This is a genomic window from Nostoc sp. NMS2 (assembly GCF_017115105.1).
In the GTDB taxonomy this organism is placed as follows: domain Bacteria; phylum Cyanobacteriota; class Cyanobacteriia; order Cyanobacteriales; family Nostocaceae; genus Nostoc.
Genome location: NZ_JABXKH010000175.1, coordinates 12,962 through 33,214 on the forward strand (window position 1 = coordinate 12,962; position 20,253 = coordinate 33,214).

The window sequence follows — 20,253 nt, forward strand, 5'->3', positions numbered from 1 at the left end:
CAGGAGCCGATTATGTCTGAAATAGATAAATTAGAGTTTGTTGGTCGTGAAGAACATCTAAATCGAATTATTACCCTGATTCAAGAAGTTAATACACTGCATGTTGTTTTGGTGGAGGGTAGAGGCGGAATTGGCAAAACTTGGTTACTTAATGAATTACAAAACCGCCTCAACCAAGTTAAAATCGGAACAAGTGAAATTATTGATTGTGATACTCCTGTTTTTAATGATGCAGAAGATTTATGCACTCAAATCGCCAAACAATTGTATGATACGACATATCAAGAATGGCTACTCCGGTTACGACAACTGCGAGAAGATGAAAACCGCCTCAGTCAAACCTCATATCAAGAAGAACGCAAACAACTTGAAAAGTTTTTAGTCGATGAAATTAATCGAAAATCTAAACAACAGAGATTAGTATTTTTAATTGATACAGTTGAGAAGTTAGGACAAGCAGAGGTAAGAGCCGAAGTTTGGGAATATATTGGTAATTTATGTCAGCAACTAGATAACGCCGTATTTATTTTGGCCGGTCGCCCTAGTATTGCCCGTCAAATTCTAGAAAAGACATTTAAAGAAGAAGAATTAACTTATTTTGAATTAAATGAATTTACTCATGAAGATGTGCAGACATACATTCTTTCCAAAGAGGAGCAACTTCATTTTACTCTTGGAAAAGACTTAGTTCAAAAGATTATAGTTCTTTCTGGTGGTAGCCCCATCATGATTGAATTTGGAGTAGAGTATGCTTATCGGGAAGTTATACCAGATTGGTTAGAGAGTGAAGATATAGAAACTATTCCAAGTCGGTTAGAAGAAACTGGTGGATTTGAAGCTGAGATGGTTCGACATATTACGCAGCTTCGGACATCAATGGATCGGCTAACCCTGTTGCTTTCACGTATTTATCCATTAGATAGTGATGATATTGCTAATTTATTAGAACTATCGACAGAAGATGCTCAAAGATTATTTATTGATGCCCAAAGCTACTTTTTTATCAAACCAGTAATCGGTGGTTCTCAAATAGCATTGCATGATATTGTGCGAGACTTGGTTAATAAATATGTATGGGCAGATATTGACCCCGATAAGGAATGGAGAAAACGAGATAGTCGGATTGCTGCCAAATATTTTGAGCAAAAAGATTATGATTTAGGCCCACAAAAAAGGAAACTGGAGGTTCAACGTTACTCTGATGATTGTCATCAAGTCGCTAACATTGAGTTTCTGATTGAAGAAATTAAACAACTACGGGAATTTAATACTATCCGATGGCTAGAGAATGCTTTATATGCCGATCCGATAAAAGGCTTTGAAACTTGGCGGGAAGTGACTGATAGGATACGCCGTCAAGCTAAGAAATTTAGCTTTGTCAAACAATTGGTGGCAATTGCTAAAGGGTTTGAAAAAGACCTCAACCCCGATCAAAAATCTGAACTGATTATTTTTGACTCCAAGATTGCTCACGATATTCAAGACAAGGGTAGAACAGAAGATGAGGTGAGAAAGTTAGAGGTAATGCTATCCAAACAATCTTCTAATTCTTATAATCAAGCAGATATTTACAATGTCTTGGGAATGCTGAATACCAAGTTGCATCTTTATGACGAAGCCTTGAAATATCAGCAAAAGTGTTTATCCCTAGTTCAAGGGAAGAAACTATCATCTGCTATTCCTGGTGTAGCTAACCAAGTTGGTTATCTTTATCGACAACTCAACAACTTTAAGGAAGCTGAAAAATATTACAAACTAGGTTGGGATGCTGCTATGGAAGTTGACACTCCTAACAAAGGCTTAACTCAAGTGATGGCTAGCATTCAGAATAACTTGGGATTCTTGTATGGACGAGAAAAAGATTACATAAAGGCTGAACAGTGTTTTAAGGCTGCTATTGATATGTGGTCGAGTGTTGATAGTGAACGCGAAATAGCCCACGCCGAAATTGCCTCTGCTACTATTTCGATAGATAATGGTAATTATATTAAAGCTAAACAGCTACTTGAGCGAGCATTAAGCCGTTGCGACAATGAGGAAAACGATAATCGAATATTGTGTAGGGCATACTTTCAATTAGGCTTAAATCAGTGGTTTAGTGCTGAGGTAGTAAATGAAGCCGTTTGGGATGTGACACAGGTAGAATGGGATTTGAATCTACTCAGTCAAGCTCAAGATGCTTTAAAAAAAAGCCTGAAACTGGCAGAAAAATACGGAATTGAAGAAGAATTACCTGGAATTTTGCACCAAACGGCCAGTGTTTATTGGCATCTTGGGTTTCAAAAGTGCGATCGCACCTTGCAAGAACAAGCTCTCAAACTAAACGATCGCTCTTACCACACTAGTCTAGAGTACAATGACAGGCGATATGCCATCGATAGCCTAGTCGGGAAAGCAGAGTTTGATTATTATGCAAAAGCATACCAGCATATTTCAGATTATGCACGAGAACTTAGCGATCGCTTCCAGTCATATCAAGATACCTATCAACTGTACTTTGGTCGAATCTTACGGATAGAAGGTGATGTGGCATTTCAACAAGAGAACTACGATCTTGCCTTTGCAAAATATGCTCAAGGCATACCCCAAATCTTCCAGGATGGAGGTTTTGGCCCCTATTCGATCCAACATGAGCTAAATCTGCTACAAAAGAAAATCGAACGGTTGCCTATAGAACTTTCTAAAACCCTAATTCAGCAACTCAAACATCACTGGCAAGACAATAAAGCTCTTAAAGAATGGTGCGATCAACAAATGTTTTTAACTAGAATCCGTGCAACAAAACAGCCATCTTCTCATGCTTAGTAAAAAAATTGATCGACCCCAAATTTTAGTTTCTCTCAATTCTACCTGCATACCAACTGGGCAATGTGATTGTGATGGAGGGGACTGTGCCTGTGACTTATCCCCTTTAGCAGAATTAAGCTCAGATATATCATTATCTTTGGGGATATTTGAGACAGAGTTTGTTATATCTCCCAATTCGCAAATAATGAATTTAGATGATACTTACTCTATCTGTTATGGGACTGATCATAAAGTAGCAGTTCTGAATCAATCCGCATTATATTTACTAAAACTATTTACAAATCCTCATAAATTAGATGATATCACAACAGAGAATTCTCACATTAACCAAATAGACTTACAGACAGCTATTCAGGAACTATATCAATCCCGTTTAATTGTTCCTAAAAATAATAGCTCATCTAAACTAAATGAAATACCAGAAACTTTATCTGCATGGTTACATATAACCGATCGCTGTAACTTAAGATGTGATTACTGCTACCTTCCTCATTTAGCAAGGGATATGTCAATAGATATAGGTAAAGCCGCTATTGAATCTACATTTCGCTCTGCCAGCTTAAATCATTATCGCCGCGTCAAACTGAAGTATGCCGGAGGAGAAGCATTATTATGCTCTCCTTTAATTAAAGAACTACATTTATATGCTCAATCCCTTAGCAAAGAAACAGATATTATATTAGATGGAGTGGTTCTTAGTAATGGAACATTAATTACATCTGAGATTATTGAGATGCTTCAAAGATTGAATCTGCGTCTCATGATTTCACTAGATGGATTATCAGATTTCCACAATATCCAACGAACTTACGCAGGTGGAAAGGGATCGTTTCAAGATGTTGAACGGGGTATTAAAATTGCTTTGCAAAACGGGATTGTACCCGATATTTCTATCACCGTTAGCGGGCGGAATGCAGAAGGATTACCCGATTTAATTGAATGGATATTAGAGCATAATTTGCCATTTAGTTTAAATTTCTATCGTGAAAATGAACTGTCAGCTTCTTACGAAGACTTGCAACTAGAAGAATCTAAGTTGATTCAAGGAATGTTGGCAGCGTTCAAAGTTATTGAATTGAAATTACCTAATCGAAGCTTATTAGGTTCATTAGTTGATCGTGCTAATTTATCATCTCCTCATAAACGAACTTGTGGAGTTGGGCAAAGCTATCTCGTATTTGATTATCAAGGACAAATTGCCAAATGTCAGATGCAGCTACATAAAACTGTATCCTCCGTTGATACTCAAGATCCTTTAACTGTTGTGCGACAAGATAAAACAGGTATTCAGAATTTATCTGTTGAGGAAAAAGAAGGCTGTCGGACATGCGAGTGGAAATACTGGTGTACGGGTGGTTGCTCTCTGGCTACGTTTAAGGCTACAGGCCGTTATGATATTCAATCTCCAAATTGCAATATTTACAAAGCTCTCTATCCTGAAGCTCTCCGACTAGAGGGCTTACGTCTGATAAAATATAGTTGACCTTTGAATCATTTGTGAGAAACAAGATCCCCGACTTCTTTGAGAAGTCGGGGATCTAAATCCAGATTAAGTAAGCAATATTCTACATAAAGTGCATTATGCTATGCAGCAATCCACTTTAGATATCAATACGCTTGGGTTAAGCATTTCTTTTTTCTCTCTGCGTCCTCTGCGCCTTGGCGGTTCGTTAAAAAATTGACTTCGAGCGCAGAGTTTTAGCCTTAACTGAACCGTATTGCTTTAGATATACTTAGATTTTTTCAAAAATCAAATCGAATTGATATAAGATAAAAAATCTTTGATTATTTATTTGTTTTTGCTGTAGTATTTTTAGGTCTGACGATAATAAAAAATCCGAGCAAAGTAAAAACTAACATTTGCCAAGTTACCAAATTCCAACCACCAAAATTCCAGCATAATAAACCAATGCTAGTACCTACAGCACCGCCGATAAAATAGATAGTTATGTAAACAGTGTTTATCCGACTATTCGATTGAGCATCAAGAGTGTATATCCTGGCTACATTGGTGACTTGGATTGCTTGTACACCTACATCTAGTAACAATACAGCAACAGCGATCGCGATCGCTGAACTAGAAGCAATTTTAGCAATTACTAAACTTGCAATCACGAGGGATACAGCAATAGTCAAGGAACGTTGCGAGTTACCTCGATCGGCTAGTTTACCAAAAACTGGTGCCATCAATGCACCTGCGATCGCCACAAAGCCATACATCCCAATTGTGTCAGATTGAAAATTGAAAGGCGCTCCGCTTAAATGGAAAGTCAGCGTTGTCCAAAATGAGCAAAATACACCAAATAATAACCCGCCAATTAAAGACGCTTCTCTTAATAAAGAAAAGCGTTTGAATTGTTGAATTGTTGAGTTTAATAATTCCAAGTAATAACCGTTAAATTCATTTTTTATATTAGGTAAATATATATTTAGTAAGACAGTAACAATTAAAACCATTCCTGCCGAAAATCCATATACATAACGCCAATTAAACCATTCAGCAATATATCCACTAAAAACCCTTGCTCCTAAAACTCCAATCAATATACCAGTAAAAATATAGCCTACAGTTTTCCCTGTAGTTACTCTATCTATACTTGCTGCTAAGGGAAGAATAACCTGAGCCGATACTGTCGCAATCCCAATCGCTACACTTAAGATCCAAACTTCGATGATGTTTTGTGAAAACGTCATGAGTATCAACAAACAAAACAAACATATCAGTAAGGAAAGAATTAACTTTTTCTTGTTGATTTTATCCCCCAAGGGGATTAAAAAGAAAAGTCCAAAACCGTAACCAACTTGCGAAAGCACAGATATGCTACCCACTTCGCCTTCACCGACTCGAAAAGAAGATGCAATATCTTTGAGGATTGGCTGATTATAATAAATGTTAGCGACACAAACACCGGATGCGATCGCCATAATCAGTACCTGGACTTTAGTTAATGCGTTAGTTGGTATTTGTTTTTGCATTCAATCTAAAATTTATACAGGAAAACACTGGTTTACAGTACAGCTAAAACCAGGCAATAAAGGAGAACTTATAACATCGCTACTAAATAGAGTTTCTACCAATTTAAGTTGATTTTGTTCGCGGCGATAGACCTCTAGTTTACGCGATCGCCAATCAGCAATCCAATATTCTTTTACTCCTCTGGAAGAATAAAGTTTAAGTTTAGCTTCCTTATCTTGTCTTATATCTTCGTTGATAAGAGACAAGACTTCGACTACTAAATCTGGTGCCCCAGTTAAATGTCCCGCTTCATCCAATGTTAGCGCCAAGGTTTCTTTAGTAGCCCAAATTACATCAGGAATCACATTATCTGATTCTGAAAACAAAACGCCGGGGTTGATTACAGCTTCTCCTAAACCAGTAGACTCCGACCAAATGTTAAGTTGTCCGAAAATTCGCCCACAAGTTTGCTGATGTTTAAAGTGAGGTGTCCTACTCATAAATAATTCTCCATCAACTATCTCGTAGCGCGTCCCTTCATTTTCTGGTAACAGTTCCACATCCTGAGTTGTCCAGCGTACTCCTGTATTAAGAATCTGACTCATGGGTTAACTTCTTTAATCTGGCTTTTGTATTTTTTCAATTCATACCAGGGCGTGTTTTCAAAGTCTTAGATCCCCCCAACCCCCCTTAAAAAGGGGGGCAAAAATTTATCAAAGTCCCCCTTTTTAAGGGGGATTTAGGGGGATCTAAAAAGTTACGAGGCTAAACGATTACTTTGAAAACACGCCCTAGCCCTGGCGAATAGAATTCGCAGCTATACAGACAAAACCCACCTACATGGGTTTAAAACCTTGACTTTATCTTAGTCCACGGAGGTGGACTTTGCTTGTGTAGCCGCGTAAAGCCTTCGGCATAGCTTCGCTTAGCGCGTCAGCGTGCCGGAGGCTCTATTCCATTCGCCCAATATTTTTAAAATGTCCTTGAAAATTCAATCATCACTTGCGATTTTCGCGCCGCCACTTACACCGCACTAAACGAATTTCATCAAAAGTGTAGCTTTCTCCTAGTTGTTCTTTGATGGGAGTGAGGGAAATATCACCGAGTACTTCTAAAACCTGCCAAATTTTTTGTTGATGTTCTAAAGGAACTAATTGATTTAAATCAACTGGCTGATTTTTCTCAATTAGTTTTTCTAGATGATTGCTAACTGTTGCCGGACTAAGGTTGCGTTTTTTGGCAATTTGAGCGATATTTAGACCTTGTTGATGTAATTGGAATGTCTGTAATTCGGTGTAAGAAGAAGATGAGTTGGAAGAGGATACGGAAGCGGAAGTAACAGATTTATTTTGCAAACCTTTTTCTTGGCGGTAGGCGCGAATTTCTGTAATAAACTTTTCGCCATATTGAGCGAGTTTGTGACTACCTACACCAGAAAGTTTGGCAAATTCAGCTAAGTTTTGGGGTTGTACCTGTACCATCACTTTTAAAGTGGAATCGTGGAAGATGACGTAAGGTGGTACAGATTGCTCATCAGCTAATTGTTTACGTAGCGATCGCAATTTCTGTAATAATACTTCTGCTTCTTCTGCTTTTTCACTTCCCTGTTCCCAGGTAATCTTTTGGACTGTGGTTACAGCTAGGGAAACTGGGCGTTGTTTTCGCATCACTTCCCAACTGTGGGCGTTGAGTTTCAAAACTGAGTAACCATCGCTAGTTTGTTCTATTAACCCTTGATGTAAAAGCGATCGCCCCAACATTCGCCATTCATCTAGAGTTCTATCTTTACCAATACCATAAGTAGAAAGTTTATCGTGTTCGTACTGAATAATTTTGTCTTTTTTTGCCCCCCGCAACACATCAATTATGTGTAGCATCCCAAATCTTTCTTTGCAACGCGCCACACAAGATAAAAACTTCATGGCTTCAATTGTCCAATCTTGCATGGGTTTGGGATGACGACAATTGTCACAGTTACCACAATTCCCAGGAAACCTTTCGCCAAAATAACTTAGTTGAATCGTTCGCCGGCAATCAGTGCCTTCAGCGTAATCGATCATCTGCCGCAGTTGTTGTTTAGCAATCAACTGTTCTTGAGGGTCAGCTTTTTGATCGATACTCCATTCAATTGTTTTCACATCACCAAAGCTGAAAAATATTGTACACCGAGATGGTTCTCCGTCTCTACCTGCTCTCCCCGATTCTTGATAATAACTTTCTATATTTCTGGGCATATCAAAGTGAACTACCAACCGCACATCGGGTTTATTAATTCCCATCCCAAAGGCGACTGTTGCCACCATAGCCCGAACATCATCTCGAATAAATCGCGTTTGATTACTACTGCGTTCCTCATCTGTTAATCCGGCGTGATAAGGCAGAACAACAACTTTATCATTTTGGAGTTTAAAAGTGAGTTCATCAACTTTTTTCCGCGTTAAAGCATAAATAATTGTCGAACCTTCAGTTTCTCGAATTAGTTCTAATAATTCAGCGTAAGCATATTTAGTTTTAGGACGAACTTCGTAATAAAGATTTTCTCGGTTAAAACTGGCAAGATGGATGCTAGGTTGTTTTAGTCCTAATTGTTGAATGATATCACTACGGACGCGATCGGTTGCTGTGGCAGTGAGGGCAACGGTAGGAACATCAGGATAGCGTTTCCGCAGAGATTTCAACTGGCGATATTCTGGACGAAAATCGTGTCCCCATTCCGAAACGCAGTGCGCTTCATCAATAGCAAAGCTAGAAATACCGATTTTTTCTTTAACTAAATCGAGAAAGGGGAGAAACCTTTCACTCAAAAGACGTTCCGGGGCGACGTAGAGTAATTTTACTTTACCAGTGAGGATGGCTTCTTCCCGCGATCGCACCTGGTAAGGATTCAAACTACTATTGAGGAATGTTGCATTAATATTATTATTTCGCAGTGCTTCTACTTGATCTTGCATCAAAGCAATTAACGGCGACACCACCACAGTTAGTCCATTTTTTAACAACGCTGGTAGCTGAAAACACAGAGATTTTCCCCCACCAGTTGGCATTACAACCATTAAATCTCGATTTTGCAGCGCATCTTCGATAATTTGCCGTTGTCCAGGGCGGAATTGGTCGTAACCGAAGTGATATTTTAGCGCTTGTTCGAGATGGGGATACTGAAGCATAGCGATCGCTTTTTCGGGGCTGTCTGCGTGAGTAGTTATTAAAGATATCAGGATTTTAACTCACATCATCGGCAGCTTTGGTCAGACCTGCGTTTATCTACTGCGATTGCACGTTGATCAACCTTCATTTTAAGACAGTTGCGATCGGATTAGCGATCGCACTTAATATTAAGCTAATAAACATCTTCATGAGTACCAATGTCTAGCAAAAGAACAACTTCTTCCTCACTCTCGTCATCGGTTTTCAGTGAAAAAACAATGCGACAATCATACCCACAAGAGCATGAAAGCAACCCTGAGAGCTTTCCCTCTAGCTTATGAGTGCCTAAGTTAGCTGCAAATATATCATTCTCCATAGCAGCAATAGTTTCTTCTATTCTGGCTTGTAAGCTAGGATTACGATGAGCAAATTTTCGGAAAGCTCTTTTAAATTTACTCGTGATAACCAACTTATACATCGGCTGCACTTGGGTTATTGAGATATTCCTGTAATTCTTGAATTGCTTCGGCAGCAGTCTGAACTTTGAGCTTACCTGCTTGGAATTCAGCAATGGAAGCTGCTGCATCTGACGCAATTTCATCTCGCCGACTTTCAATAATTCGGTTTTTGAGAATTTGTACCAGCATTTCTTGTTGCTCTAAGGTAAGTTCCATTGCAGCATCTAAAACTCTATCTAGGTTACTCAATTGCTTCATCCTCTTAATTATTTGGGTTGATAACAGAATTCGTAAGATATAAACTTACTAGTCTTACCCTCATTGCTTTTTTAGCTTCGTCAAACTCATGTTAAATTATCACACGCTCATCAACCTTCATTTTAAGACAATTTTTATTAAATACGTTCTTACCCATCCTGAATACGATAAGGAAAGGTGGAAAGATGATCCCTACTTCTAGTCAACAAACCTATACTGACTTACTGATTCAGTATCAGCCTAAGCCAATTAAAACAGAACAGGATTATAACAGAACCTTAACAGTAGTAGAAGGGATGATGTCTGGTGAATTGACAGAGGCTGAAACCGCGCTTTTTGAGTTATTGGTTCTTCTAATTGAGAATTACGAAGAACATCATTATTCGATGGGTGAATCAAAACCTGTGGCTACTTTGGAATCCCTCATGCATGAGTTTGATGTGGAGCCAATTTCTTTAGTAGGGGTTTTTAGCTCTGTTGAGATTGTTAGGGAAGTGGTTAATGGCCAACGGCAAATTAGCCAATCTCAAGCAGAGTCGCTAGCTAAGTTTTTTAATGACCATTATTCTGGACTTTCCCTAAAGGCTCTTGACTTTATTTAATCGAAAATCCAAAATCTAAAATCCAAAATTAAGTCAGCATCCATCTAACCGAGAATTTGCAGTTATTACTTTGCCTTGATGTCCTATTTTGGTACATTTTAACTGTGATTCTAAAGCATCAATCTTTCGTAAAAGCGACACTCCCCATAATATAGAAATCACCAACTTAATTGTCATGCCCGCAAGCAAGAATGTTACTATTGTAGAAGTTCTCTTTTGTTGAACTAATCTTTTTTGTTGTTCTGCAAGTCGTGCTTCAACTTCTTTGGCACGTTCGGCTTCTAATGCTTGCTGCATTTCTTGCCGATCTAATTCTTCACTAGCAGCTAAAAACCGATAATCTAAGTTGCTTAAGCTTTTGCCATGTGCCCAGGTTTGGGCATCAATCAAGGCTTGTCCGCGCAATAGGCGAGATTCATCATTTTCTTTTGAGGCTATCCACGCATTGAAGCTTTCGTAGTAGGGACGCAAGTAAGCTAATTTTTTTCTAACCCATTCTAAATTGAAAACTTCTTCATAAATTCGGTTTTTGATTTGGAGAAAACCTTGCTTTTTAACCACCAAACCAGACAGCAATAGTTCTACTTGTTCTCGACTATCATCGGCTGGTACTTCCACTCCTTGGAGGATTTGCTGATAAATTCCTAGCAATCTGGCGGCAATTTGTTCGTTTCTGAGGATGCGATCGCGAATTGTCCGCAAATGCTCCGGTTCATCTTGTGATTCCCATTGCTCGATGATGTGCGATCGCACCACATTTTCTATCCAAAATTCTTCTGTGCCAGGGGGAATTTTTAACTTTCTACCCATATCATCTTGAGATAAACTCACAAGTAATCGACACAGCTTTTGAGTAAGAAATGGTTGCCCTTTTGTCCAAGCTAATACTTCTTTCAAAACTTTTTGGGGATGATTGTCTTTAATATCAAGTCCTAAAGATAGTGGTTGAGCTTCTTCAAATGTAAAACCATTTACTCGGATTGCTTTACCAAAATTAAACTTGGTAATGTGATTTTGATATAAAATTAAGTCTGAAGGTGTAGCAACACCGAAAATTGCAAATGTAATCCGATCGTACTCTGAATCAATTGCTCGTTGGTTATAACAGAACCGAATCAAGCTAAAAAAGTCATCCACAGAGAAATCGAGACCGAGAATACTATCAATTTCATCAATAAAAATGAATAGTCTTTCGTTAGGAAACTGAGCTAACAGAATTTCTGAAATAAACCGACTGAGTTTCTGAGCCAAAGAAATATCATTTTTTTCTTGCCACCAGGTTTTTAAATTGACTTTTCCTAACAGTTTAAAACCCAGCCACAAATCGCCTACAACTCCCTTATACCATTGTTCTGGAGTTATATTTTCGCAACCAATATTAGTCATATCAATGGTGACACATCTAAAGCCTTCTTGTTGCAAGCGATGCTTTGTTTTTACCATAAGTGAAGATTTGCCCATTTGCCTACTGCTTAGGATGTAGCAAAATTCACCCTGTTTTAAGGCTTCGTAAAGTTCCACATCCGCTTTGCGCTCAACATAGCTAGGAGCATCACTGGTTAAAGTGCCACCAACTTGGTATCGATAATTATTCATTTAATTCATTTTAAATTTCCAAGCTGTTGGCTAAAATAAAGGCGATATAACTCACACATAGCATGAGCTTGATTGCCGTTGAGTTTAACCAAACCCATACTTTCTAGCTTGTAAGCAGCGATCGCGTCTAGCTCTACTTTTTCATCTGTTACAATTACCTGTTGCATAGCTGACATTAATTTTGGTTCTTTTTGCAATAAGCTCAACAGTTCTCGTAAATGTTGACTATAAATTCCCACTGGTGTAGATGCAGTTTCTAGTAATACCTCTAATGTCATTTCCTCCTGACATAGATGATATAATGCCAGGCTCACCAAATAAGGATGGCCTCCTACCATTGCTTGTAGGGGTGTAAGGCGTTTTGCCCCTTCAGAGTCTGCTGCCCAATTTAGTCCGTAATGCAATGCTAAATTCTGTACCTGATTGAGAGTCAATGGTGGGAGCGTAATTGTGATCCCGACATTGAAAGGCGATTGATTAAGCTTGAGTGGAATATAGATTTCTGTGGTGTGAACTACCACCATCCGTAGTTTTTGCCAGATTTGATCCTGCTTTGCTTGTTCGTGCCAAAATCGCAGCATTGGCAGAAAATCTTGGGCAATATTGGGATGTTCAAAAACTCGATGGACTTCATTCAAAGCCAAAACTAGAGGACTATTATCAATGTATTGCAGTAGATATGCTTCAAAATAAATTTTGCAGCTTACCTTGCTGCCCATTTCCGTATCCCAAAAATCATCTAGACAGGGAAGGAGATTTAACTGTCTGCTGACATTAACACAAAACCAACGCAAAAATTTATCCAGAGAAGCAAAAACGTCTCGATCGGCTTCTTGAAAGTCCAAATAGACGATTTGATAACCTTGCTCTTTAGCATAAGCAATCATCCGGTTGAGCAGTGAACTTTTTCCTGTCTTTCTAGGTGCTTTGATTCGGATTAAGCAACCAGGATATAAAATCTCGTTACAAACAAGTTCTTCCAGAGGGGGGCGATTGATGTAAAGAGGAGAACCTAGTGGTACGGGGCCACTAGGAAATTCAATCTTGCTTGCTGAAAAGAAGTCTGGAGAAACCATTTCTAAGCTAGATTCTTCACTGAATTCTTGTTGGCTCTGATTTTCCCGATCGCCTATTTCGTCTTGCAGGTATTTCTTCAAGGCTAAATGCAGATTTTTTTTGGTTATTTTTTTTCCAAGTGCAATGGAAAGGTCTTGCCACAACTCAGAGCCAACTTCCTTGATGTAATTGTTGCGGTAGCCTGATTCCTCTGCCATTTCACCGTAAGTTTTGCCCAACCACGACTGAGACAGCACAAAGCACTGAATGGTAGCAAGAGGCTTGTCTTGCAGAATTGTTTCTACTGCTTGCAGAATATCTTCCACGGACATTAAAGTTTAAACAATTAGTAGATACACTTATCCAATTTGACCTATTAATAATATACAACCGAATAAATACTTAAAAAAAGAAAAATAAATTTCTACGGATACAGTTTTTTGCACTATAATTTAATCCTGCTTAAAAAAGCTTGCTCATTTTTAAGCAGGATTAGGGAAGGTCAAGTATTAACCTAAGTAGATTGGGTTTTGAAAAGTTAGAAAGACATCACTTTTTCAGTGCCAGAGTCAAGCCATCTGCGATCGCTACTAAACTCAGACTAACTCGCTGGTCTTGATGCAGCTTTTGATTAAAGGCACGAATCTTTTTAGTTCTATTATCCTGCACTTGGGGGTCAGCAACCCTACCTGCCCAGAGGACATTATCGATCGCAATCAGTCCCCCCGATCGCACTAATTGCAGCGATCGCTCATAATAAGCATCATAGTTGCTCTTATCTGCATCGATGAAAGCAAAATCAAAGGTTTCCGCTTCTCCCGTTGCCAGTAACCGATCCAAAGTCTCCAAAGCTGGGGCAATGTGCAGTTGAATTTTATCCGCCACTCCAGCTTGCTGCCAATAACGCCGAGCGATCGTTGTAAATTCTTCACTCACATCACAGGCTACCACCTTCCCGTCGCTCGGTAATGCCAAAGCTACCACCAGGGAACTATAACCTGTAAATACCCCAACTTCCAGAGTTTTTTTCGCTCCCAGCAACTGCACCAGTAACGCCAAAAATTGCCCCTGTTCAGGAGCAATCTGCATTCTCCCTACTGGATACTGGGCTGTTTCTTGCCTCAATTGGGTTAAAACTTCTGGTTCTCGGAGAGAGACTGATAGTAAATAGTCATAAAGATTTTGTTCCAGTCCTAGTGTTTGAGTGGTCATAATATGCGTTCTTCTTTTACCTAAACCCCACACAGTAATTATCTGGTTTTTAGGCTTAAAGCCCTTACCAACGGCATCCTGTCCGCCCGGAAATACAAGGGACGCTCATGTTGCCCATCCCACAAAAATAGTAAAATCATCCCGCAAATATGCAACGCCAGAAATTGAAGCAGAGAAAAAAAGGAGATGCAAACTCCATAACAAATAATTTCGTCGGACTTTAAATAATTCGTAATTCGTAATTCGTAATTCGTAATTAAGTTTTGTGACCGGGATTTAGACCCCGACCCAAAACGCGCTGTCTGTAGAGACAGGGGACTTAAACCCCCAAAGTTCGTTAAAAAACAGATAGAAGAATAGAAGCGATTTCCCCCTGTTTAACTTATTGTAGATATTGTTAGTCTGCAATCCTTGACTAAGAATTTTAGATTTTAGATTTTAGATTATTTCGGTTCATGCCCCACCCGAAGTTAAGTGAAACAAATCCTCTCATCCCAAATTGAAAATCATAATGCCCCGTACCGCAAGTGGCGCGGGGTCAATCCAAAATCGCAAACTTGTACTGAGCGACTTGTGCCGAGCCTGTCCTGAGCGTAGCCGAAGGGCGAAGCCGAGGTAAGTCGAAGTATCTAAAATCCAAAATTGTTTGACCCTGGATTAATCAATAAAATGTTAAGACTTTATCATTTATTACTAGGTTCTATTTTGCTGGTGTCAATACCACTGGGAGCAAAATTTGTTTTTCCCCAATTTTCTCCACCCAAAGAGGTTAAGTCCCCTGCTGTTGTAAAACTTCCCAACTCTAATGAGGGTAATATCTGGCAGAAAATCTTGGGAAATACTGCTGCCCCAACAGACTGGCAAGTTGCTGCTTGTGAGGGAAATGCGCCCCTGTTGTGTGTCTCCTCCAAAGGCAAACGTTTAGGTACAGTTGAGATTAACATTTATCCACTAACAAACAATGAGGATTTCCGAAAAAAACTCTTAGCAGCTGGTATTCCAAGTGGTTTCCAAGTGGATTACCAAAGTTCCCAATACCAAACCCAGGTATTACCAGTACTCAAGGCTTGGGTTGCAGATCGCTACGCTGCATTTGCGAAAGATCGTCAGAGTGAATATGGTAAAGAGATTACTTTCTCAGCCTACCCACCACAACCAGTACCTGTTGGTAAGCTTCAGGGAATCCGCTATGGGTTCGCCGGACTCAAGGAACGAGGTGGAGTAAAAGAGCAATATATCGGTCATGTTGCCTTTGATGGCAGTAAGCTTTACGTAATTACCACTGCATTTGATCCAGGTACGCAGACAGGTAAGTTTGAGCAACTGGAAGATTTGGCTATTTTTCAACCTTACTTGTATGCGATCGCATCTGATCTGCGTTTACCCTAATGGGCATGGGGCATGGGGCATTGAAAAGAGGCAGATGTGCGGGGGGCGGAGGGGAAAATTCTCCCTTGCTCCCTGCTCCCTGCTCCCTGCTCCCTTGCTTCTCTCCCCATTCCCCAGTCCCCATCAACCTAAATCTCAGCCACCGCCCGTTCAATCAAGCGACGTGCTAAAGTTTGCGTGCCAGTGTGTTCATAATAATTTGTAGATACATCCAAGAATGCAGCCAGGTAGTCTAACTTATCATCTGCAATATCGATAAAACTGTGTAAGTTGCTAACTACCTTGTGTGGCGTTAAATTATTCGCACTGACAATACCATTCATCCAACCTTTAACTGAGTCAAAGCTTTCGCCGATAAAGTTGAGTTTGCTGCCAGCATTGTTTCCTGGAATCACATCTTTGATGTTTTGGAAAGTCGAGTTCTGTTCTAACTCATTGGGACTTGTTTGATTAATCCCAGATATCGCTTTGCTGATAAAGTCTGGGCCTAAAGGTATTAAACCATCAACACAAACTAATGCCACCATGCGGATGAGTGACTCACCACTATACTCACCTAAAGAGGCGACAAAATCGCCAATGCTGTCTCCAGGAATGCCATTAATTTGGCAGAAGGCTACCAATTCAGCGACTAACTTTAATGTCAGATCGATGGTTTGGGCTTTGTCTGGTTTGGGAGTAACAGAGTTTAAAAAACCCAACAAAGGAATTTTCTCGCCAACTTTGTTAGCTAAAGCGGCTGCACCAAGGGCTTTATCTGTACCATCAACAGTTTGATATAACCACAAGGCTGTTTGATATCCTTGGGATTTGTCATTGAATAGATAAATCGCTCTTTCACCAATTTGTTGAATTAAATCTTCGTCATCTTCGCCGGTGACGGTCTTAATAGTGTTGACAAAGCCGACGGTATTTTGCCACTCTCCAGGAGCAACAAAATCGAGGGACTTCAACATAGAAATAGTCAAGCCGCCGGTTGGCAATTGATCGACTAAATCAACAATCGATTTGCTCACAAAAATCTCCTTACTTAGGTTTTGTTATCTTCGATGTCAGCAATCCGGCTCATTTCAGTTTAGCCAGACCATTAAGATTAAACTTCTCTAGCCAATCGGCGCGATCGCTAGCTGTAAATGACGAATCGCGGGAAAGTACTTTTACTTGGTACTTACCTACCAAAATTGCAGTTTGCGTCTTACCAACTTCTACTGCGCGATAACCGCCAATTTTTTTGGTGCTTTTCGAGAACTTTGCTGCTGTACTAGGTGTGCTAGTAGTATCAGAAATAGACAGCAATGCTATATCTTTACCACCTTTTTTCAACTTCGCTTCTGCAAAGCCTTTTTTCTCTTGGGTAAAGACACGCTGGTAGCCATTACCTGCATCAGGGAAAAGTTTATTAAACTCGCTACCCTGAGTTGCGGTCTTAGCTACGGCTTGACCGCGTTTTTGTTGAGTGCTTTCTTTTTGCGCCTGGTCAAAACGTCCAGGTGCTTTTGGACTACAGGCTGTTGTCAGTAGTACCACTGACAGCAATAAAGCAGCTACCACTCTACGCCCACTATGTAAAATCATTCTTGGCTTTTCCTTATACTTGAACTTTGAGGCAATTATCTGCGCTGCTAGCAATTATTACTCGTAAAATTTACTTTTTGATCATTATTGCCTAAGTGCTTAACATACCAATAAACTCAACGCAAAAATGCCTCCCTTTCGGGCTACGGTGTGTACACACCGTAGCTCTTTCGAGAAAGTATCTTTGATTTATAGTTGAAGAAGAATTCAGAAGGGGCTAAACCCTAGCTATCCGCTAACAGAATTCAGGAGCGGAGCCGGAAACGCTCCGCCTCCGGTCAGAATGCAATCAGTGGGGGATTCAGACCCGCCACTGTCTTGTTGACCACCAAATTTTCAATTTGGTGGGGGTGCAAAAACGCCGTTTATTCATCCACCAGTCGCACAAAATTCATTCTGAACGCGAAGAGCGTGCCGGAGGCATTATTCTGGCGACTGACGCATGTATTCTGTTTGATAAATTCAGGTTTGATCAACCAGGGGGCCAGTCTAACTGCCGTCCTCCCAAAATATGCAAATGTAAGTGATAGACTGTCTGACCACCATCATCACCAGTGTTGATGACAACTCGATAACCGTTTTTCAGTCCAGCTTCTTCTGCAACACGTTTGGCTGTTAATAAAAGATGCCCTAATAGAGCATGATCCTGAGATTCAGCATCAGCTAGTGTGGGAATGGGTTTTTTAGGAATGACGAGGATGTGAACAGGCGCTTGGGGGTGGATGTCTTTGAAGGCTAGGGCTAAATTATCCTCATAAACAATATCAACGGGAATTTCCCGACGAATGATTTTGCTGAAAATCGTTTCTGTAGTTTCACTCATACCATCTACCTAATTATCTGCTAAAGATTTTAAAGGTTTACTGTAGTCACTAGATTATCTACACGACAAAATCCTCTTTTCTGCGATCGAGTCTTCCATAAATACATAGACGCTTTGCGGCTTTTCACCAGACAGCGCCTCTAAGTTAAGCATGGGAGCAATGCAATTTTGTGAGATGACCCCACCTGGAGAGCGATCGCTTTGGTCATAGTCGCCAAAAGTCAAATTAGTTGATTGAGTGTTGCAGTAAATCCTGATAAATTACCATCGGATTAGGGATTTTATTGACTATTGATTAATTCCTGCAATTCTTCCCTTACAGATAAAGGCTGATAACCTAATGCAAAAGCTTTGGAACTATCCAAAGAAACATCTGCCGGTCTAGGTGCTGCCATTTTCACATCTTGTTGTCGGCAGGATTTAAGACCAATGGCGGGAAGCTGAAATACTTCCACTAATATTTGTCCAAAATCATAACGCGAAATCCGCTCTTTTCCACCTAAGTGAATGATGCCGTTAACTTTTTCTAATGCTAATAAAAGTCCTTTGGCGGCAGTTTTTCCACTTACTGGTGTGCGAAATTCATCTATAAATAAACTTAGTTTTTTTTCGGCTTGTAAAGTTTGAATAAATGCCTGAATAAAGCTTTTAGCTGTAGGTGTTGCCGCACCAAACATCAACGGCATTCGACACACTGCGGTCATGGGATACCTTTCTAGCATATCTGCTTCTGCGATCGCTTTTTGCTCACCGTAAAGGTTGACAGGACACACAGCATCTGTTTCTAGGTAAGGGGCATTTAACCCATCAAAAACTAAGTCGGTTGAGGTAAAAGCACAAGGAATAGAATTATCAGCGCAAAGTCCGGCAATATTGCAGGATGCGATGACGTTAATTGCGTGCGATTCTTTAGGGTTGGTTTGACAAAAATTTGGTTGTGAATGTGCAGCAGTATGAATAACTGCTGCTGGTTTGACATCATTAAATATGCGTTTCAATTCCTGGAAATTTGTTAAGTTTGCTTTTAACATTTTAATGTCAGGAATCTCTAAAGGATGGGATAAATAAGTGCCATAAACTTCCCATTCTTGTTTTGCGAGTTGGCAAAGATGCCATCCCAAAAAACCACTTGCTCCGGTGATTAACAATTTTTTCATGTCTAATCGTAAACCGCTCAAGAAAAAATCCTTGCTACAGCAGGCTTATATTCTACACTGAGTGGTGGGGACAAAATACTATTGCAGTAATTCCCGAAACTGCTTTTCACTACGCACTTTGTTAAAGTCGGGGTCAGTTTTTGCTAATTTCTTGTATTTATCAGGAACAAGCTCGATTGCTTTATCTAGGTTCTCAATTGCTAATTCCAGATTGCTTTGTAAAGCATAAGAGCAAGCTTTGTTGTAATATGCTTGGTGTAAATCTTGCTTGATGGCGATCGCTCTATCATAAGATGCAATGGCATCTTGGTAGCGGTGTAGCTTTGTCAGTGCAATGCCTCGGTTAATTAAGGCTTGATATTTGTCGGGTTGAATAGCGATCGCTTTGTCGTAAGATGCAATAGCGTCTTTGTAGCGCTGTAACGATGTCAAAGCTATGCCACGATTATACCAGGCTTCATATTTGTCGGGTTTGATGGCGATCGCTTTGTCGTAAGATGCCAGAGCATCTTTATAGTGTTGCAACGATGTTAAAGCTATGCCACGGTTAATCCAAGCTTCAGGATTCTCGGCTTTGATGGCGATCGCTTTGTTGTATGCTTTGATCGCATCTTCATAAAGTTGCCCATCTAATAAATTATTACCTTGATGAAAAAAGTCTTCTGCTTTTTGGGTAGCCTTCGCTTCTATGAAAAGCTGGGTTACATTACTTTCTTGGACAACTTGTGTAGTATTTTCTATTGATGAGTTTGCCCCACTACTACAACCAAATGTGAAGAAAGCTATCAAACCAGATGCAACGAAGCAGCGCTGAACAATCATGCTGTACCTACAAAACTAATGAGATGATGTTAAAATTCGTTCTTTTTTTGAGTATTATCAAAATACACTAGTTTTTACCCATTAATTCACTTATATTTTCAGAAAGAGCTTTGTTGACGACGCATAGATGTTTATTAAAATCAAGCGTAGGCTAGATTATCATATTAAATATACATAAAGCAATTGCTTAGAACCTATTTCATTAAAAAAACAATTATTTGTCTTGCTGTATATATTGCGTAGATGTAGCCCGCACTTCGACTTCGCTCAGTGACCGTCGTAGACATCGCAAGCGTTTGGTAATTTCCCTTTTAATTAACAAGGATGCTGTGACATACCCGCACACTGTAGGCGATCATACTAGTTTTTCGCTAAACAATGATGTTAGTTGCTTTAT

Annotated in this window: 18 protein-coding genes; 4 read left to right on the forward strand and 14 right to left on the reverse strand. The window is 39.8% G+C overall.

Going from position 1 to position 20,253, the window contains the following annotated elements; translation table 11 throughout:
- Nucleotides 1-12: 12 nt before the first annotated feature.
- Together HWQ36_RS32365 and HWQ36_RS32370 are read left to right on the forward strand one after the other, a co-directional pair.
- On the forward strand, nucleotides 13-2,805 hold the full coding sequence (locus HWQ36_RS32365) for an AAA family ATPase (RefSeq protein WP_292710628.1): 2,793 nt from the start codon (nucleotides 13-15) through the stop codon (nucleotides 2,803-2,805).
- Complete coding sequence (locus HWQ36_RS32370) at nucleotides 2,798-4,291, forward strand: radical SAM protein (RefSeq protein ID WP_292710630.1); 1,494 nt, start codon at nucleotides 2,798-2,800, stop codon at nucleotides 4,289-4,291. Before HWQ36_RS32365 ends, HWQ36_RS32370 begins: the two co-directional genes overlap by 8 nt.
- Nucleotides 4,292-4,593: 302 nt before the next feature.
- Here the strand turns inward: HWQ36_RS32370 and HWQ36_RS32375 are convergent, their stop codons facing one another.
- The 5 genes from HWQ36_RS32375 to HWQ36_RS32395 form a co-directional block, all read right to left on the reverse strand.
- A complete protein-coding gene (locus HWQ36_RS32375) occupies nucleotides 4,594-5,784 on the reverse strand; it encodes an MFS transporter (RefSeq protein ID WP_292710631.1) in 1,191 nt (396 codons plus the stop codon).
- A gap of 12 nt (nucleotides 5,785-5,796) precedes the next feature.
- Nucleotides 5,797-6,369 carry a Uma2 family endonuclease gene (locus tag HWQ36_RS32380; protein WP_292710633.1) on the reverse strand — a complete coding sequence of 191 codons (573 nt, stop codon included), beginning with the start codon at nucleotides 6,367-6,369 and terminating at the stop codon, nucleotides 5,797-5,799.
- 393 nt (nucleotides 6,370-6,762) lie between these two features.
- Nucleotides 6,763-8,928: a DNA helicase RecQ gene (recQ, locus tag HWQ36_RS32385; protein WP_292710636.1), complete on the reverse strand. Its 2,166-nt coding sequence runs from the start codon at nucleotides 8,926-8,928 to the stop codon at nucleotides 6,763-6,765.
- Between the two features lie 173 nt (nucleotides 8,929-9,101).
- Complete coding sequence (locus HWQ36_RS32390) at nucleotides 9,102-9,386, reverse strand: type II toxin-antitoxin system YafQ family toxin (RefSeq protein ID WP_292710638.1); 285 nt, start codon at nucleotides 9,384-9,386, stop codon at nucleotides 9,102-9,104.
- Complete coding sequence (locus HWQ36_RS32395; RefSeq protein ID WP_292710639.1) at nucleotides 9,379-9,624, reverse strand: hypothetical protein; 246 nt, start codon at nucleotides 9,622-9,624, stop codon at nucleotides 9,379-9,381. Before HWQ36_RS32395 ends, HWQ36_RS32390 begins: the two co-directional genes overlap by 8 nt.
- 185 nt (nucleotides 9,625-9,809) lie before the next feature.
- Here HWQ36_RS32395 and HWQ36_RS32405 point away from each other — a divergent pair, with 185 nt between their 5' ends.
- The gene (locus HWQ36_RS32405) at nucleotides 9,810-10,226 is read left to right on the forward strand and encodes a transcriptional regulator (protein WP_292710643.1); all 417 of its coding nucleotides are present in this window, start codon (nucleotides 9,810-9,812) and stop codon (nucleotides 10,224-10,226) included.
- Nucleotides 10,227-10,259: 33 nt separating this feature from the next.
- On the opposite strand, the gene HWQ36_RS32410 is transcribed toward HWQ36_RS32405, so the two are convergent.
- The 3 genes from HWQ36_RS32410 to HWQ36_RS32420 form a co-directional block, all read right to left on the reverse strand.
- The gene (locus HWQ36_RS32410; RefSeq protein WP_292710645.1) at nucleotides 10,260-11,822 is read right to left on the reverse strand and encodes an AAA-like domain-containing protein; all 1,563 of its coding nucleotides are present in this window, start codon (nucleotides 11,820-11,822) and stop codon (nucleotides 10,260-10,262) included.
- 5 nt (nucleotides 11,823-11,827) lie between these two features.
- On the reverse strand, nucleotides 11,828-13,210 hold the full coding sequence (locus tag HWQ36_RS32415; protein WP_292710647.1) for an AAA-like domain-containing protein: 1,383 nt from the start codon (nucleotides 13,208-13,210) through the stop codon (nucleotides 11,828-11,830).
- Nucleotides 13,211-13,427: 217 nt separating this feature from the next.
- Nucleotides 13,428-14,090 (reverse strand): class I SAM-dependent methyltransferase, encoded by a 663-nt coding sequence (locus tag HWQ36_RS32420; RefSeq protein ID WP_292710649.1) that lies wholly within the window; start codon nucleotides 14,088-14,090, stop codon nucleotides 13,428-13,430.
- 669 nt (nucleotides 14,091-14,759) lie between these two features.
- Here HWQ36_RS32420 and HWQ36_RS32425 point away from each other — a divergent pair.
- Nucleotides 14,760-15,479 carry a hypothetical protein gene (locus HWQ36_RS32425; protein ID WP_292710652.1) on the forward strand — a complete coding sequence of 240 codons (720 nt, stop codon included), beginning with the start codon at nucleotides 14,760-14,762 and terminating at the stop codon, nucleotides 15,477-15,479.
- 128 nt (nucleotides 15,480-15,607) lie between these two features.
- On the opposite strand, the gene HWQ36_RS32430 is transcribed toward HWQ36_RS32425, so the two are convergent.
- The 6 genes from HWQ36_RS32430 to HWQ36_RS32455 all read right to left on the reverse strand — a co-directional run bounded on the left by HWQ36_RS32430 (nucleotide 15,608) and on the right by HWQ36_RS32455 (nucleotide 19,856).
- A complete protein-coding gene (locus HWQ36_RS32430; RefSeq protein WP_292710654.1) occupies nucleotides 15,608-16,495 on the reverse strand; it encodes a hypothetical protein in 888 nt (295 codons plus the stop codon).
- A 49-nt stretch (nucleotides 16,496-16,544) separates the two neighbouring features.
- Nucleotides 16,545-17,054, reverse strand: coding sequence for a hypothetical protein (locus tag HWQ36_RS32435; protein ID WP_292710657.1), 510 nt, complete (start codon nucleotides 17,052-17,054; stop codon nucleotides 16,545-16,547).
- Nucleotides 17,055-17,526: 472 nt separating this feature from the next.
- The gene (locus HWQ36_RS32440; RefSeq protein WP_012408957.1) at nucleotides 17,527-17,877 is read right to left on the reverse strand and encodes a histidine triad nucleotide-binding protein; all 351 of its coding nucleotides are present in this window, start codon (nucleotides 17,875-17,877) and stop codon (nucleotides 17,527-17,529) included.
- A gap of 54 nt (nucleotides 17,878-17,931) precedes the next feature.
- Entirely contained in the window at nucleotides 17,932-18,102 is a 171-nt protein-coding gene (locus HWQ36_RS32445) for a hypothetical protein (protein WP_292710667.1), read from the reverse strand.
- A 56-nt stretch (nucleotides 18,103-18,158) separates the two neighbouring features.
- The gene (locus HWQ36_RS32450; RefSeq protein WP_292710669.1) at nucleotides 18,159-19,034 is read right to left on the reverse strand and encodes an NAD(P)-dependent oxidoreductase; all 876 of its coding nucleotides are present in this window, start codon (nucleotides 19,032-19,034) and stop codon (nucleotides 18,159-18,161) included.
- Between the two features lie 78 nt (nucleotides 19,035-19,112).
- Nucleotides 19,113-19,856, reverse strand: a complete 744-nt coding sequence (locus tag HWQ36_RS32455; RefSeq protein WP_292710671.1) for a tetratricopeptide repeat protein — start codon at nucleotides 19,854-19,856, stop codon at nucleotides 19,113-19,115.
- Nucleotides 19,857-20,253 lie beyond the last annotated feature (397 nt).